The 17,996-nt window shown below is 41.1% G+C and carries 12 protein-coding genes; 4 read left to right on the top strand and 8 right to left on the bottom strand.

Features of this window, described 5'->3' with window-relative positions; genetic code table 11:
* Positions 1–327: 327 nt before the first annotated feature.
* From cysT to hemY, 5 genes are all read right to left on the bottom strand, one after another.
* Complete coding sequence (cysT, locus tag V7121_RS10955) at positions 328–1,161, bottom strand: sulfate ABC transporter permease subunit CysT (RefSeq protein WP_335494421.1); 834 nt, start codon at positions 1,159–1,161, stop codon at positions 328–330.
* An 83-nt stretch (positions 1,162–1,244) separates the two neighbouring features.
* The gene (locus tag V7121_RS10950; RefSeq protein ID WP_420490528.1) at positions 1,245–2,315 is read right to left on the bottom strand and encodes a sulfate ABC transporter substrate-binding protein; all 1,071 of its coding nucleotides are present in this window, start codon (positions 2,313–2,315) and stop codon (positions 1,245–1,247) included.
* 174 nt (positions 2,316–2,489) lie between these two features.
* A complete protein-coding gene (locus tag V7121_RS10945) occupies positions 2,490–2,657 on the bottom strand; it encodes a YezD family protein (protein WP_335494424.1) in 168 nt (55 codons plus the stop codon).
* Between the two features lie 385 nt (positions 2,658–3,042).
* The gene (locus tag V7121_RS10940; RefSeq protein ID WP_335494426.1) at positions 3,043–4,290 is read right to left on the bottom strand and encodes a cation:dicarboxylate symporter family transporter; all 1,248 of its coding nucleotides are present in this window, start codon (positions 4,288–4,290) and stop codon (positions 3,043–3,045) included.
* Positions 4,291–4,669: 379 nt separating this feature from the next.
* Positions 4,670–6,076 carry a protoporphyrinogen oxidase gene (gene hemY, locus V7121_RS10935; RefSeq protein WP_420490529.1) on the bottom strand — a complete coding sequence of 469 codons (1,407 nt, stop codon included), beginning with the start codon at positions 6,074–6,076 and terminating at the stop codon, positions 4,670–4,672.
* A gap of 255 nt (positions 6,077–6,331) precedes the next feature.
* Here hemY and V7121_RS10930 point away from each other — a divergent pair, with 255 nt between their 5' ends.
* Positions 6,332–7,141 (top strand): alpha/beta fold hydrolase, encoded by an 810-nt coding sequence (locus V7121_RS10930; RefSeq protein WP_335494430.1) that lies wholly within the window; start codon positions 6,332–6,334, stop codon positions 7,139–7,141.
* 54 nt (positions 7,142–7,195) lie between these two features.
* Here V7121_RS10930 and V7121_RS10925 read toward each other — a convergent pair whose 3' ends face one another.
* Entirely contained in the window at positions 7,196–8,065 is an 870-nt protein-coding gene (locus V7121_RS10925; RefSeq protein WP_335494431.1) for an NAD-dependent epimerase/dehydratase family protein, read from the bottom strand.
* A 284-nt stretch (positions 8,066–8,349) separates the two neighbouring features.
* Positions 8,350–8,538 carry a hypothetical protein gene (locus V7121_RS10920; protein ID WP_335494433.1) on the bottom strand — a complete coding sequence of 63 codons (189 nt, stop codon included), beginning with the start codon at positions 8,536–8,538 and terminating at the stop codon, positions 8,350–8,352.
* A 136-nt stretch (positions 8,539–8,674) separates the two neighbouring features.
* On the opposite strand from V7121_RS10920, the gene V7121_RS10915 reads away from it, so the two are divergent.
* Both V7121_RS10915 and V7121_RS10910 read left to right on the top strand, forming a co-directional pair.
* Complete coding sequence (locus tag V7121_RS10915; RefSeq protein ID WP_335494434.1) at positions 8,675–9,277, top strand: HAD-IA family hydrolase; 603 nt, start codon at positions 8,675–8,677, stop codon at positions 9,275–9,277.
* A 113-nt stretch (positions 9,278–9,390) separates the two neighbouring features.
* Positions 9,391–9,654, top strand: a complete 264-nt coding sequence (locus tag V7121_RS10910) for a YggT family protein (RefSeq protein WP_335494435.1) — start codon at positions 9,391–9,393, stop codon at positions 9,652–9,654.
* Positions 9,655–9,693: 39 nt separating this feature from the next.
* Here V7121_RS10910 and V7121_RS10905 read toward each other — a convergent pair whose 3' ends face one another.
* Positions 9,694–12,882, bottom strand: a complete 3,189-nt coding sequence (locus tag V7121_RS10905; RefSeq protein ID WP_335546566.1) for a DEAD/DEAH box helicase — start codon at positions 12,880–12,882, stop codon at positions 9,694–9,696.
* A 347-nt stretch (positions 12,883–13,229) separates the two neighbouring features.
* Here V7121_RS10905 and V7121_RS10900 point away from each other — a divergent pair.
* Positions 13,230–17,996, top strand: a 4,767-nt coding sequence (locus tag V7121_RS10900) for an OmpL47-type beta-barrel domain-containing protein (RefSeq protein WP_335546564.1), incomplete at its 3' end; no start/stop codon positions are given.

The raw sequence follows: 17,996 nt of genomic DNA, 5'->3' as shown, positions 1-17,996 counted from the left end.
ATTGTTGTTAATCTTGATTCGCTCATTGAATTGGAGAATTCGCCCATTGAAGCGTGGTATTCGCTCATTGAAGCGATTGATCCGCCCATTGAAGCGGTGGATTCGCTCATTGAATTGGAGGATTCGCTGATTGAACCGATAAATTCGCTGATAGAGTGTAATTTTCAACCAAAAACTATCAGCAAACTGCTACCTATTCTTATTTATTTGCGGAAATTCCTAGTTTGTTTGTGAAACCTGTGCGTTTATTTGCGAAACTAGGTGATTTATTTGCGAAACCACCCCGTTTGTTTGCGAAACCAATAATCGCCCGCCCTTCAAAATCATCTAAATAAATTTCCGATTGGTCCACCATTGCAATAAATTAATAATTAATAGAATGATAAATGAAAAAATCAGCATAACGGCCGCTATCGCTGTAGCCCCGGCGTAATCATATTGCTCTAATTTTGTCATGATAAGGAGCGGCGTGATTTCTGTTCGCATCGGCATATTTCCTGCAATAAAAACCACCGAGCCATATTCTCCAAGTGCCCTTGCAAAGGCGAGCGCGAAACCTGTTAGCGCGGCTGGCAGTAATTCTGGAAAAATTACTTTGACGAACGTTTGAAGCCTATTTGCGCCCAAACTTGCCGAGGCTTCTTCCATTTCTTTTTCCAAGCTTTGCAGAACGGGCTGCACCGTGCGGACCACAAAGGGCAGGCCGATAAAGGTTAATGCCATCGTAATCCCGAGCGGAGTAAACGCCACTTTGAAACTTAAAAACTGCCCGACCCAGCCATTTTCCGTATACAAAGTCGTTAAGGCAATCCCAGCAATCGCTGTTGGAAGGGCAAAAGGTAAATCAACTAGTCCATCAATGATCCGTCTCCCCGGAAACGAATAACGAACCAGCACCCATGCAATTAACACTCCAAAAATAACATTTATAAAGGCCGCCAAAAAGGCCGCACCAAAACTCAATTTATAGGAAGCTACCACTCTCGGGTCAGAAATCGTCTCCCAAATTTTCGACCACTCAACGGTCACGGAGTTAATAAAAATCATGGATAATGGCAAAATGACAAGGATGCTTATATAAAACATCGTAAATCCAAGCGAAAGACCGAATCCAGGCAGCACACTATTTCTTTTCAATTTCAAACTTGCTAAACGAGCCATGAGGTTGACCCCTTCCGGATAAGATACATAGAGGGCATCCCACTCAAAAGGATTAAGGGACACCCCACTAACAGAACTACTAACTATGGCTGGTAAATCTGGTCAAACGTGCCTCCATCATTAAAGTGCGTCTCTTGTGCTTTTTTCCAACCGCCAAAATCTTTGTCAATCGTCACTAGATTAATTTTTGGAAAGACATTTGCATACTTGTCAAGAATCGCTTGATTACGCGGGCGATAATAGTTCTTTGCGATAATTTCCTGTCCTACATCACTGTACAAATAGTTTAAATAAGCCTCTGCTACCTCTCTGGTTCCCTTTTTATCAACGTTCTTATCTACCACGGCTACTGGCGGTTCGGCCAGAATACTAATCGAAGGAACGACAATTTCAAATTTGTCTTTGCCTAATTCATTCAGTGTTAAAAATGCCTCATTCTCCCAAGCAATCAAGACATCGCCAATGCCACGTTCAACGAAAGTAGTCGTTGCACCGCGTGCACCAGAATCTAACACTTCAACATTTTTATAGAGCTGGCTCATAAATTTTTTAATTTTTGTTTCATCACCATTATATTTATCCTTTGCATACGCCCAAGCGGCTAAGTAATTCCATCTAGCTCCACCTGATGTCTTTGGATTCGGAGTAATAACGGAAGTGCCTTTTTTCGTTAAATCATCCCAATCCTTAATTCCTTTTGGATTTCCCTTCCTAACTAGAAACACGATTGTAGATGTATATGGAGTCGAGTTATCCTTCAGTTTCGTTTGCCAATCTGTTGAAAGTAAGCCGCCAATATTGGCAATTTCATCAATGTCATAGGCCAAGGCTAGTGTTACTACATCTGCTTCAAGCCCATCAATGACTGCACGCCCTTGTTTCCCTGAGCCGCCATGTGACTGTTGAATCGTCACCTTTTGTCCTTTTTCCTTTTCCCAATACTTGGCGAATTCACCGTTGAATTCTTCATAAAGCTCCCTGGTTGGGTCATAGGATACATTTAATAATTGTACAGGATCCTTTGTTTTCGTAGTCTCCTGTTTCGTGCCACTATCCTTTTTCTCAGTGCTTTGATTACTTGCCTGATTGCCGCAGCCCGCAAGAATAAGGGCGACAAGAAGTAGTACCGTAGTAAATTTGTAAGTTATTTTCATTTTCATTTCCTCCTTTTTTTAACAAAAAAGACTACCTATTTTTAGTAGTATCACTTAAAACATGACGTTCAGCGTCAAATAGAAATGGCCCGTAATCATCTTAAGGATAATCTAAAAAATAAGTAGCCTTCAGTGGTCTGATCGGCTGTTTTTAAAAAATCATCAAAGCATTGGTCACTTTTTTTCTTTAGGGGTGTATTTTTTTTGTGCAAATCGAGTTTTCTCGGTCTTATCGATTTGGGTAATGGTGCCATCATGAACCGTGATCACCACCGAACCGTACTCCAACCCCTTTAGGGTCGATATAATATAGTTGGCTTGTGCTTGATCCAAAGTTGCCATCTAATCATCCTCCTCCAAACTCCTGATATCACATAAGAATACTTGGTTTTATAGTAAAAAAAGATCCTTGATTCCATTTCGTTGAGAAACCTTCAAACAACAATGTGGACTCCACTTACTTATTGGAAAATTCATGTTTTGTCCCCTTTCTAATAAAAAAGACTTATACCCTATTTATCAGAGTATAAGCCTTTGGTTTTCCAATCAGCTTAATATTCAATTCATCTTCTCTATGAATCTATTTGAATTATTTACATTTTATTCTGACTTTTCCTACCTGTCAAGTATGTTTTTAAAAATATATTTAAGTTCAGAATGATTGGTTGCAATATTGGATACAACGAAAAAGACATCCCCATTTCGAAGATGTCTTTTTTTCCAAATATTAAGCTGCTTTTTGTTCCTCGTAATTAGTAAGCTTATGGCCTTCCCATTTGGTAATAACGATCGCTGCCAAAGAGTTTCCGACAATGTTTACACAGGTACGGGCCATATCAAGAATCCGGTCAATACCGGCAATAAATGCAAGTCCTTCGACAGGGATGCCTACGCTTCCTAATGTCGCAAGTAGAACAACAAACGATACACCAGGAACCCCGGCAATACCTTTAGAAGTTAACATCAAGACAAGAACTAACGTAATTTGATGCCCAATAGTCATATGAATTCCATACATTTGTGCAATAAACAAGGCAGCAATGGCTTGATAGAGCGTCGAGCCATCGAGATTAAACGAATATCCCGTTGGAATGACAAAGGAAGTGATCGACTTAGGACAGCCCAGCTTCTCCATTTTTTCCATAATTTTAGGCAGAACCGTTTCTGAACTTGCTGTGGTATACCCTAAAATTAATTCGTCTTTTAAATATTTAATGAGATGGAAAATGTTATATCCGACAATTTTAGCCGCTAATCCAAGAACGACTAGAATGAAGAAAAACATCGCTCCGTATACAACTAAGACAAGTTTTCCTAATGGAATTAATGACGTGATTCCAAACTTCGAAACAGTAACACCAATTAAGGCAAACACACCAAATGGCGCTAACTTCATGATTTGGTTGGTGACAAAGAACATCGCATCTGCGGTTCCTCTAAAGAAATTAAGGATTGGTACCCCTTTCTCTCCAATTGCAGCCACCCCAAGTCCGAACATAACAGAGAAGAAAATAATTGGCAGCATTTCGCCGTTTGCTAATGACTGAATGATATTTGTTGGAACAATATTCACAACGGTGTCAATCATAGAATGTGACTCTGTCTGTTCAGCCGTACTTACATAACTGTTAATATCCGTTTTGGTAAGTTTTGATTTATCAACGCCATCTCCTGGTTGAAATACGTTCGCAGCAAGTAGACCAACTATGATGGCAATTGTTGTAATTATTTCAAAGTATAACAGGGTTTTCCCGCCAAGTTTCCCCAATGACTTCATATCTCCAACGCCAGCAACACCCACAATTAGACTGGAAATAACAATGGGAACAACAATCATTTTAATTAAACGGATAAATATATCGCCAATTGGCTGGAGGTAGCTTGCCACATGTGGATTACCATAAAAAACCGCACCGACAATAATACCGAGGGCCAGACCAATGAATATCTGCCAAGCTAGACTAATCTTTTTCATCTGCATTTCTCCTTTTATATTAAAATAATTTTAAAGTTGATCCTTTTCGTCATCAACTCTGTTTTCTTTCTATTAAAATTAATACATTCTCTCTACTATACAAGCAATCTTAGTATATTTTATATGTTATTCAAGTTCTAAACAATAGTATATAAGTGGGAATTCCTCTCATTTAGAATAGTAGTATAGTAATTATCCCTTATATACCAAGACTTCATGCCTATTTATTGATAGGTTCTAAATTACCCAAAATCCGACAACAAATGGACATATTTACGTTTATTACCTTTTTATTAGTAAAATAAAAAGAGAGAGGGAACGCTCTCCCTCTCCACTGGACATTGAATTATTTTTCATCAACACTATTATGGCCTCAATACTATTGTAAAAACTCCAGGACCTTTTTAACTGCAACTTCTCCTTGATCAATACAATCCGGGATACCGACACCTTCATATGAACCACCGGCTAAAAATACTCCGGGCAGCTCCTTAGCTAGCGATTCCTTTACACTCTTCATCCGTTCAATATGTCCCACATTGTATTGAGGCATGGCTTTCTTCCATCTTGTAATAATATGAAAGAGCGGCTTTTCGGTGATGTTCATGGTCTTATTTAAATCCCTTAAAGCAATAGCAATGATCTCTTCATCTGATAGATCAACTGCCGCTTGGTCATTTGGCTTTCCAACGTAGGACCGTAATAAAGCCATATCCTTTGGGGTTGTGTTTGGCCATTTTTTATGTGTCCATGTGCAGGCAGTTATTCTAAAATCACTGTTTCTTGACACGAGAAATCCCGTTCCCTCAATGTCCTGTTTAATCGCCGACTTTGGAAATGCCATCGCCACATTTGCGACCGAATAGGATGGCATCTGAGCAAACGTCTCCATGAAAGGATAGTCAGAAAGCATTTTTTTTGCGTGAAAATGTTCTGTCGCAATAACGACACTGTCGGCTTGTTCAACCCTTCCATTCGCAAAAGTAATCCGATAGTGGCTCTGGTCTCTGACAATTTTTTCCACAGGATTTCCTTTGCTAAGAGCTCCCTCATCCATCCGTTTGACGACTTCGTCAATTAACGATTCCAAACCTGTTGATAAGGAGATGAACATACCTTTTTTTGAAGGTTCTTTTTTTGCCGCTTTAGGGGGAACTGGCATCGTTTTTTTCAAGCCCAGTACAAGGCTTCTGTGTTTTTGCTCCATATGATAAAACATTGGAAACAAGGACATTAAGCTTAAGCGGTCGATGTCCCCGGCATAAATCCCTGACAACAGCGGATCGATTAAGTTATCCACAATCTCATCGCCAAGCCTTCTTCGGAAAAACTCACCAAGAGATTGATCCGCCTTTTCTTTTCCTTTTGGTAAAATAAAATCGCCCGCTGCACGGAGTTTCCCTAATGGGGAAAAAAGTCCTGAAAGCGCAAACGGTGTAACCTGAGTAGGGATGCCCATAAATGCTCCCTCTGGCATTGAGTGAATCTTTCCACGGGCGTAAATATATGATTTCCCGGCTGTATTGGAAACTACTTTATTTCCTAGGCCAACCTCTTTAATTAATTTCAGGGCACTTGGTTTCCTTCCGAGAATAGAATCTGGGCCTTTTTCAATAATAAAGCCGTCCTTTTTCACGGTGTGGATGACACCGCCAAAACGATTACTCGCTTCATACAGCTTTACTTCAAGCGGCAGGGATTTCTCTTTTATCTCTTTTTGTAGATAATAAGCTGTCGATAAACCTGTAATTCCTCCACCAATGATAACTACCCTCTTTTTCTCCATAACCATAACCAGCTCCAGTCCTTTATTTTAGAAACAACTCGTAGTTGAACGAAATTTATTTTTATTTTTACTATTTGATCTTTTTCAAGGAGAAAGCTTTTCTTCCACCTACCTTCACCATTTTAAACTATTAGATACAGAAAAAGTGGTTATCTAAAACTTGTACGAAAATGTTCACTAATGTATTAGCCTAGCTATCGACGAATAGCTTATTTGTAAATGTACTTTTCATGCTTTTTCAAGGGGGGATAGAAAATGGGGTATTATGTTAAAGTGGCATCTCAAGTAAATATATATGTAGAAGATGTTAATCCAAAAAGTACTAAGACCATCCTCTTTGTCCATGGATGGCCTGCCAGCCATAAATTATTTGAATATCAGTTTAATGTCCTTCCTGCAATGGGGTACCGCTGCATAGGGATTGATCTAAGGGGATTTGGAAAGTCAGATAAGCCTTGGGAAGGTTACTCTTATGACCGCCTCGCTGATGATATTCGCCAAATTGTTAAAGCACTGCGATTACAAAATTTCACTCTTGCCGGCCATTCTGTTGGCGGCGCGATTGTTATCAGGTATATGGCTCGACACAATGGCTATGGGGTTTCGAAACTAGCCCTTTTTGGGGCCGCAGCTCCTAGTTTTATTAAGAGACCGGGATTTCCTTTTGGCCTAGAGGCAAAGGATATCCATGCATTAATGCTGCAGATTTATAACGATCGTCCGAAAATGTTGGCGGATTTTACCAATATGTTCTTCCATCAAGCCCTTACAAAACCATTCTCAGACTGGTTCTTTCAATTAGGACTGGAAGCGGCTGGCCATTCCACCGCTGGTTTACTTGCTTCCTTAAGAGATGAAACTCTCTTCTCTGATATTAAAAAAATTCAGGCACCTACATTGATTCTTCATGGAAAACATGATCAAGTTTGTTTACCTCCATTGGCCTCCGTCCTCCGCCAGGGAATGGTTAATTCCAAACTTGTCTGGTTTGAACATAGCGGCCACGGATTGTTTTGGGAGGAGCAAAAGAAGTTTACACATGAGCTGGCGAGTTTTATCGGGTAAAAACACAAACGCTTTCCACTACAAATGTGGAAAGCGTTTTTTCATAAAATATTTTTATTTATAGTAATTGATTAATTGCTCTAATAATGTTTTCAATGATGTAAAATTATACCCCAATGAATTGGCAAGGCTAGTATCAACTGACCAAGAACCAGGCAAATTATATGGTGAGGGATCCCCATTTACATCTAATTTTGCTTTGGTTTCTGTCTGGTCCTCGATAAACGTTACTAATTCTTTTAAACTGCTATCGTCACTTGAACCAGGATTAATGGCTCCCTGATAGTCAGACTTCGCAATACTAAATAAAAACTTAGCTGCTTCCTCTGAATCGATAAAACTATATCTAAAATCGGGATTTTCGATATACATCGCTTTCTCATTTTTCACGTGATCAACGTGAAATTTAAGCCGATTCGTATAATCGTCTTTACCGACAATAATTGGAAAACGGACAGCCACTACTGGAATTTGTGCATTTTGAAAAAGAATGGCTTCAGCAGCACGCTTGGCTTCCTGGTACCCTACATAGCCGATGTACTCTCCCCTGCTTTTTAGAATCGGGGAATATTCTAGTGGATTAAAGTTTTCTTCCTTATGATTGGTTCCAAAATCATAGACTGCTTGACTGGAAGTAAACACGTATTTTTGGATTTTCCCTTCAAGTGCCTGCAGGGTATCCTGGGCTTCTTGTGAAGAATAGCAGGTTTGATCATAGACAACATCCCAGCTTTTATTGTGAAAGGCTTGGACGAGTGAAGCAGAGTCTTCGCGACTTACTTTTAATCTAGCCACTTGATTACCAAAGGAATCAGAGGTCAACCCCCGAGTCGCGATGGTCACTTCAATCCCTTCATTTAAAAATAACTGGACTAATCTTTTACCAACAAACTGTGTTCCCCCAAGTATTAACACTGATTTCATCAAAAATTCCCCCACTTCTCCTATCGGTCAATGAGCCGCTCTCTCTTTTACCGTTCGAACTCTTATTTTCTCCTATCGGTCAATGAGCCGCTCTTACTTTATCTCACTAGCACGTTTTCATAAACTCAATCACACTGTGACCGGTTTCTTTTGTCTTTTGTTGATAGCTCATGTAAACACGCCCTTTATTTTAAAATACAGACATCTATATTTAAATTACTCGTTCATTCCTGCTTTTCCTGCTAAACAATCAATAAAAAGAAGCAAGCAAAAAGGAGAGTGCATTACTCTCCTTCTTCTACAACAATGATATACCCATTTTGTTGCGGGCCGTCCGCGTAGACTTCCCGAGAGACTATGTAATAGTTTTCTTTCGTTTCGTCAGTTATGACCAATTCACTCGGACTTTTGTCAACGGATGCTGAATCAAGGCTAAAATACGGTAATCCTAGTGTGGAGCTATCAAATGGCATGGTTATCCCTCATTTCTATCTATTAACATGTGCATTCCTTAGGAAAAGTATAACAAATTCCTCTCTCCAATGCGCCTAATGATTTTTCTTTATTTTCAACTTATGGTACTCTCTAAAAAGAAAAAGCAAAACGTTTTTGAAAAGAGGGATTATTATTAACGTACTATGGGATTTCGACGGAACCCTTTTTGATACCTATCCAGCCCTTGTCTCTGGATTCATCACCCTCAGTCAACAAGACCTAGAACGGGATGAGGTTCTGAAATGGCTAAAAATCGATTCCAAAACAGCGTTTAAACATTATGGAATTGATGAAGAGCGCCGACAAGAGTACCAAAATTTACATAACTATTATTCAAAGACAGAAAGCAAACCGTTTGAACAATTAGAGGAGGCTTTGTCCGCTGTTGATACCAATATTATTGTTACACACCGCGATAAAGAATCCACCATCTATCTCCTGGAGAAATATCATTTGAGAAAATACTTTAAAGATATTGTATCCGTTGAGGAACAGGGATTTACAAGAAAGCCACACCGCGCCTCATATGAGTATGTTCTAAAAAGTTTTCAAATCGATTTAGTCGTTGGTGACCGAGACCTGGATTTAATTCCCGCTCGAGAATTAAAGATTAAAACATGTGCCTTTCAAAATCGATACATTGAAGCCGATTTTTATATCGAACGTTATGCAGATTTTAATTCTAAGGTCCTAGTGCCGCTACAACAAAATATTTAAGATAATATTTTGAAACTTTATCGGACCTTAATCGTATATAAATAAAGCCACAAGCTTGTATGATAAATAAATTACTAAAGAATGGAAGATCTATATTGGGTTCTTATATTTTTATGGTTGGTCAGTATGCTTTTGAGATTTATTATTGGTTAATCTTAATTTCGATTTTCGGTTCTTGGTTTCCTCAATTTCAAGCATCAAGGCTTGGTCTCTGGGTTGCCAAATTGGTTGAACCTTATTTAGGATTGTTTAGAAGGTTTATCCCTCCGCTTGGTCCGATTGATTTTTCACCGATTATCGCACTGTTTGCCTTTAGTTTTATAAGACAATATGCGTTACTAGGTCTCCGCCAATCTCTAATTTTTATTGGCGCTTAAAACATTAGAAAAAGGAACTGCACAAGTCAGTTCCTTTTTTCATATCATTAATATTTCTCTGATATCCTCCTCGGTTAGCGCAGACATCACTTTCTCATCCGAATCAATAATTTCTTCGATCAGGTGCCGCTTTCTCTCTTGCAGTTCATTCATTTTTTCTTCAATCGTTCCACGGGCAACAAGCTTGATCACCTGGACGACATTTTTCTGCCCCATCCGATGGGCACGGTCAGCTGCCTGTTCTTCAACAGCTGGATTCCACCATGTATCATATAAAATCACGGTATCGGCACTCATCAAATTTAGACCTGTCCCGCCCGCTTTTAAGGAAATTAAGAATAAATCTCGTTCCCCTCGATTAAAGTGCTCGCAAATTTCAACCCGTTCTTGGGCTGGAGTGGTTCCATCCAGGTAAAAATAGGCATGCCCCTTCGAGGTTAACGCCTTGCCAATCAGATCAAGCATTTTGGTGAACTGAGAAAAAATTAACACCCTTCGACCAGAGAGTTTCGATTCTTCAATAATTTGGAGGAGTTGTTCAAATTTAGCTGAATTCCCTTGATATCCATCGACAAACAAACTTGGGTGACAACAAATCTGCCGCAGGCGCGTTATCCCCGCCAAGATCTTGATGCGATTTTTTCGAATGGTATCCTTATCTAAATGCTTAAACGTATCGTGCCGCAGTTTCGCCAAATAGGCTGCATACAGTCTCTTTTGTTCCGGGAGCAACTCCACTGATTCCTGTGATTCGATTTTTTCAGGAAGCTCCCCTAGTACATCCTCCTTCAACCTCCGCAGCAAAAACGGACGGATTCTCCGCGCAATCTTTACCCTAGAAAGCTGGCTATATTCCTTCAAACCAAGGAAAAGCTCTGGAAAAACAACGTGAAAAATCGACCAAAGTTCCACTTCTGAATTTTCAACCGGTGTACCGGTAAGTGCAAAGCGATGATTAGCCTGCAGTTTCTTTACCGCTCGAGCGGTTTGCGTCAATGGATTCTTAAAGGCTTGCGCTTCATCAAAAAACACCGTATGAAAGTATTGCTTCTCGAACCAACTAATCTCACGGCGAAGTAGTGGGTAGGAGATAATTATCACATCTGCCTCGGTTCCTTTCTTCAGCAGGCTTGTCCGCTCAACCTTCGTTCCGTCAATAACAACCGCCTTTAGATCGGGGGCAAATTTCCGAATCTCACTCAGCCAGTTATACGTCAACGATGACGGACAAACAACCAGTGTAGGCAAGTTGTTTTTACGGATTTCGGATTGCACTGACACCATAAAAGCGATACTTTGAATCGTTTTTCCGAGCCCCATATCATCGGCTAAAATTCCCCCAAATCCATAGTAGGCCAGTGTTTTCATCCAGCTAAACCCGATCTTTTGATAATCTTTCAATATTGGATTTAAACTTGACGGCACCTCGAACTTTAACTTGGCTGGATTGTGCAGGTGATCGAGGAACTGACGGAAGGATTCCTCCAGCTTAAAGGCATTACTAACCTCAACCGTATCAAGGAGCTGAAGACACTGCTCCATTGGTATATCTAAACCATCGACTAGATCCTTATCCTTGACTAAAGGTGAATGAAGAAAACGCTGAATTTCCTCGAATTCTTTCGTTTGCAGCGAGAGCAGCGATCCATTGGGCAATCGATAATATTTCCGTTTTTCCTCTAATGACGCCAATACCTCACGTATGTCTCTTTCAGGAAAACCCTCCATTTCAAATTTGAATTCGAGCCAATTGGTCCGTTCTTTTTTGACCTTCACTCTCACCATGGGGCGGACATTCTCTCTGAAAATCCGATTTCTTACCGCCGTCGTGGCATAAATTCGGACCAGCTTTTGAAGTTTAGGAACAGCATAGGTCAAGAAGTCAAATTCGAGTTCTTCATTATGGAGGAAATATCCCCCGTCCGTCTTAGCAAACGAACTATCTTCCATGATTTGCAGGATTTCATCTTCCCTATCAACATCACGTACCATCGACCCTGTCGGAAACTCTCTGTTTTCGAGCGGGTTAATGATCCAATTGTCGTACTGAAATTCAATTCCGGCAAGCAAACGGTTTTTCACCCGATCAAGATACAGTTTGGCAACAAGTGGAGTATTCATCACTTGCCGTTTAATCGCTTCAGTAACGGTAACCTGCCCTATTCTTTTTAAGCCGGGCGCCACCTTTTCCAGAAAAAATTGAATTTGCTGTTCTGGAATGGGAATTTGATTGGTTCCTGAAGCATCCAGCATCTTCTTCAGGTCCGCTAGACGTTTATAGTCCTGATCCTCCAACTTGGTAATTTTCCCCTCATAGAAAATAGAAGCATACGAGTCGAGGAAAATCATCCGATGTAAATCCTTCACCATTAGTTGATAGCCGCTCCCATTCGCTTCTTCCGAGAAATCGAACTTTAATGGTAGTTCGTCTGATGTATTTAGACCGGCAAAACTAACGTCCCCATACTCTACCTTCACGCGTGAAATCTTTGGCAGCAAAAGTTGCAGACGTTCCCACGAAGATGATGGAATGAGCAGCATTTGTGATGGATGGGTGTAAGGTACCATATTTACATACACCTTTTCATCGCCAAGCACCTGGATGAGTTGCTCAAGGATGGCATTGGTTTCCCGTTCAAAGCAATGCTGACTTGGATCATAACTAAATGAATTAGACAGTGAATACTCCTTTCCGGCTCTTACTTGCTCCAAAAACTGACGGATATTTTGAACAGGGAAGGTAGCGATATCCATTTCAATTGCGAATAGATTCCTTCCCCTGCCAATATCCACTGGTTTACAGGTAAACTCGACATCAAGGACGATTCTTTTCTCAAAATGGAGTTGATGACCGCTTGTGCGCACAGGCTGATCTGTGAAAAGTGTCAGCAACCCGTTTGTTAGATCTTGATGGGCTGGATTAGACACTTGGGGGGTGGTCCCCTTCTGTTGATGTCCGCAAATAGCTAGCAATACCGCGGCAATATGCTGGCAATCCTTTGTAAACGAGGCCAGCTTCGGGCAGGTGCATTCTGCGAATATCTCATCATTACCGTTCGTCTTAATGGTCACATGGAAGTTTTCGTCTCCGGCTACCGTTGCGTGACAACGATCGGGTCGATACTGTTCAAATGTTACTTTATTTGTTTGATAAAAATAATCTCCTCGTTTGAAGGAGACAGTGCCACACATTTCTTTGATGAGTTTTTGATTTAATGGTATGTTCAAGTGTCTTTCCCTTCCTTTGAGAATCCTTCTTTTTCATATCAATGGTAAATAGATTGTATCATACATTCCATTTACATTTAGAAGTTTGATACCTAACTTGTATCAGGACAAACATATGTAAAATTTTAATTATTAAGGGAAAAATTACCTATACTTTCAAACCTGCCTATGATAAGATTTATTTGGTAATTTACAGAATATTTAAAATATTGTCGATTACCAACGAAAAATGAAAGGGAGGGGATAATTGAGTGAGGGGGAAGAATCTGAAAAGGCGTTTCAAAAAGGGATTAAAGGTGTTGTTTATTCTCCAACTAGTACTGATGTACATATTGGGAGGGGGTGCCTTGCCGTCTGCACAGGCAGGGTCACAATTTTTGATGTGGAGTGAGGATGGGAAAACCTTTGCTTCGTTTGGGCCAAATCAAGAGATTCGGATCCATACAGGGCAAATCGAGTTTTTAAAAGGCTGTGCGGATGGTGGGGCTGATGACTTCATTGAACCGTTTGCTGACATTTATGTTGTACCAAGCGGACAGGGCCTACCCGATGAAAAGCTGCAGGATGTGTCAGGCTCTCCCAACACTGTTGAAGGGGTTCACGGGGGATTGTTTATTTCTGAAGTAATCGGCTATACAACACCAGGCGGAAAGATAGGACCTGGAAAATACACAGTTGTATATGACGAATGTCAAGACGGGAAAGTATCACCGGAGGATAAGGTATTTCCAGATGCCTTTGAGGTTGTCTTCCCTACTGATATGCCAGATATTATGGCAGACCCAGCCATTGCTAGAGCAAAGGCAAAAGCAGCTGAAGCTCAAGAATGGTATGAAAGTGTTCATGCTGCTTATAAAGATTTCTTTGCGATCCAATCAAAGCTCGGTACGGTTGGAAAAGTGTGGCAGTGCGGCGGACTAAAGGAGACGGCCATTTCCGTTAGCACGAGCTTCAGTCTTACGTTGGTCTGTCCCAAGATGGGAGGCGGGCCACTTCCAGGTACAACTACTTCATGGGATGTGCAAAACAGTGCATTATTTGATGGATTTTTCACCGGACTAACGATGGGTGTTGAGTGGGCCACTGGTGTGAATCCTAAACAACTGGCGTTGAAACAAATTCTATCAACTGCTTCCCATTATAGAGGGATTGCTGCCGATCCACCGAACCCTGACTTTCAAAAGCTAACACCTCTTGATACACGAGAATTACTTGAAACGGAAAGCAATGATCCAGAAACGATTGCCTTTGTTGGTATCGGTAACGAACTTGGCAATGAAGCTCCATTACTTAAGGCGTTCTTAACTTCTATTGAAAAATACCAAGGAAGTGCCATTGAAAAAAATGGTGACTGGTCACTTATCCATGCGCGAGCTGTTCAAGACTATGCAGCTCAGCTAAAGCTACAAATTGCACGCACCAATAAAGCCATTGAAATTGCAAAGAACGTACTAGATGCAGATCCGCGTCCACTCGATCAGACAGCTACCGATCTTCAAGCTTTTAGAGATGAAGTTGCGGCACAGGGTTTTGATCCAGATTTTGTGCGTGATTTAAAAAACATGGGTTTAACTAATTCACAAATTAGCGAGATGAAGACAAATCTTGTAGCTGATAGCTTTTCGTTCAACAAAAATGGATTGTTGAATCAACTAGATTCCTTACGCACCACGAATCAAAGTCTGAGTGCAGCCTTTGAAGAACTTGCAAAGAATATGAATGAAAATTGGATAGCTTATCTGACAGCCATGCCATCCGTGAATGACCGTGCACCGATTGTCAACGCCGGCGGTCCATATTCAGATCCTGAAGGTAGCACGATTACTTTTGACGGCTCCGCTTCGACAAGCCCCAGTGAAATTGTAAAGTATGAATGGGATTTGGATGGTGACGGGGCGTTTGATGATGCGACGGAAGCAAAACCAACCTTTGCGTACGACCGAAATACAAATAAACTAGTGGGATTAAAAGTCACAAATGCCGATGGATGGTCAAACATTGGTTATGCTACTGTTTTTATTGAAAATAGCAACCATGGTCCAACCATCACCAGCATGTCACCTGATCGGGCAGAAACAGTAGTAATAGCCGGTGACGCCAAGGACTTTGCGATAGAAGCAACAGATCCAGAAGGTGATCAGGTTCAAATCGAGTGGTATGTAGACCGTGTTCATGTTGGAACAGGAAGTGGATTCACATACAAACCTTCAGACGATAAAGTCGGTAAACACATTATTGAAGCGATTGTAACGGATTCCTCTCATCGAAGTGGATACGAGACGGTCAGCTGGCCAGTGTCTGTCCTTATGCCGGACAACGACGGTGACAAATGGAATGCTAATGTGGATTGTAATGACGGAGATTCAACTGTCAATCCTGGTGCAAAAGAGAAGCGTGGTAATGGGAAGGATGATGATTGCAATCCTGAGACATCTGATATCAGCCTATCCCCTAAAGCATTGTTCTATCCAGACGGTCTAGGAAAAAACGTAGCTCTCTTTGAATCTGGGGCAAAGGTAGAGGCCTTCTCTAGTCAATATGATTCAGGTCATTCAGCACAGCTCATGCTTGATACGAACTTAAACTCCAATCCCTGGGCTACAGCTCAGAGGGACAATCAATGGGTGAAAATCAGTTTAGCCGACAACAAAACGTATTTAATTGATCGGATCCAAGTGATGCCACGCCCTGGTTTCCCAAGCCAGCGCGTAAAGGACTTTGAGGTGGCTGTATCCACGACAACCTTGGATGATGGCGCATTTAAAACGGTATTAAAGGCAACAACCGCCAACAATGGGACGTTACAGGAATTTAAATTGACGCAACCTGTATTGGCAAAATATATTATGTACCGCCCTCTTAATTCACATGGCGGGGATACTGTTATTTCTACTCAACAATTTAAAGTTAAAACCAGTCAAGTAAGTACGCCAACAGTAACATTCGCAAACCAATCGACGGATCCAGAAAACGACATCGTATCATGGGAATGGAATTTTGGTGACAACACCCCAGTGAGTACGGAAAAAAATCCGACGCATGTTTATGCGGAACCTGGTACGTATACGATCAGCTTAAAAGCTACTGACGAGGCTGGCAATACCAGTTCCTACTCTTTAGATCAGATTGTTCAATCAGCTGATTTCGCCTTCTTGCCAAAAACACCAAAAGAAGGAGAATACGTTAACTTCTACAATACCTCTGTTGGTTTTGATGAGGGGAATATCGTGTCAAGTACGTGGAAATTCGGCGATGGTTCCTCTCCATTTACGACGACCGCTGGAACATATGATCATATTTATAGAGATAACGAAACATATACCATCACATTAGAAACTGTTGATAAAAATGGAAAGAAGCAACAGGTCACAAAAACCATTACGCCGGTTAATGTTGCCCCGACAGTTGATGTCGGCAGGGATATAACCGTGCGTTCAGAACAAAAGTTAACCTTTTCAGCAAATATCTACGATCCGGGAGCTGATGCAAAAACGTGCCGATGGGACTTCGGGGATGGAACAACCTCAGATATTTGTACTACAAGTCATACGTACCCGTCATTAGAAAAAGATGCACCAGATAAGGTATATACTGCTACGCTTACCGTTACCGATGATGACGGCGGATCAACTAAGGACAGCAAAGATATTACCGTACGGGCTGTACGGGATCCTAAACTAGTTGCCTTATACACGTTCGATAACGACTTTAAGGATTATTCAGGAAACAACAACCATGGTACACCTACTGGGAACATGACCTTCGCCGATGGTATTAAGGGGAAGGCAGCTAAATTTGACGGAAAAAGTGGTATCAAAGTAATGGATGATGATTCTCTTGACCTTTCGACCGCATTTTCGTTTTCCATGTGGTTATATAAGGAAGATCAAGGAGTCGGAGGATGGTCACCGATATTATCAAAAGGTGACACCACCGAGTACGGTCCGTATGCGCTACTTCATGATCCATCCGGAGTCTCTCCAGGTGTAAGATTGACTGGCGGTTCGACAACTTCGCCGGATCATCTATTCACAACAGTAAAAACTAATCTCAAAGAATGGTACTTGTTCACAACCACATGGGATGGCAGCAACGTCAAATTTTATGTGAATGAAACTCTAGTAGATACAAAACCTTGGAACGATGTATTTAAGAATGATAACGGTCAGTTGCTGATTGGTTATGACCCGCCAGGAGTCACAGAGTACTTCCGCGGTCTAATGGATGATTTCAGGGCCTATAACTACTCATTAAGTCCAGCTGAAATTACTGATTTGTATAATAACAGACTACCAGAAGACCAAGAACCACCAGTCACAACAGCAAAAATCACACCTGAAAATCCGAATGGTACAAATGGTTGGTATACGAAAGATGCAAGCATTACCTTAACTGCGGTCGATCAAGATTCAGGAGTAGAGAAAACCGAATATAGAATCAATAATGGCGAGTGGAAGGTCTACACTGGAGCCATTCCTGCGACAGAGAATGGTCCCTACACGGTTGAGTTTCATAGTATAGACAAAAATGGAAATATTGAGGGGATCAAGTCTATATCATTTAAGCTGGATACTACTAAGCCATTTACAATGGCTAATGTCGTGCCAGGGGAGCCAGATGGAACCAATGAGTGGTATAAATCACCTGTCAGTATTACACTATCGCCATCAGACGAAGGAGCCGGTGTAGAAAAAATCGAATACCGTGTCAGTGAGGGTAACTGGCAGAACTATGAAGGTTCAATTTCGGTAAAAACAGGTGGTAATTACACCATTGCCTACCACAGCATCGATAAGGCTGGAAATGTAGAGGATAGTAAATCCATTTCCCTAAAACTCGATAATATCAAACCGGTTACAAAGGCTGAAAGTACTCCAGGCAAACCAGACGGTACCAATGAGTGGTACAAATCAGAAGTCAGTATCACACTTTCAGCATCTGACGAAGGAGCCGGTGTTGAGAAAACCGAATACCGTGTGAATGAAGGCGACTGGAAAACGTATGAAAGTTCGATTTTGATAAACACAAATGGCATCTCCACCATCGATTATCGCAGTAGCGATCGAGCCGGAAATATAGAGGATAGTAAATCCATTTCCCTAAAACGCGATAAT

Source organism: Neobacillus drentensis, assembly GCF_036962125.1.
Classification (GTDB): Bacteria; Bacillota; Bacilli; order Bacillales; family Cytobacillaceae; genus Neobacillus; species Neobacillus drentensis_B.
The sequence above is the reverse complement of the archived record's forward strand: the minus strand, read 5'-3'. Positions and strand labels throughout refer to the sequence as shown.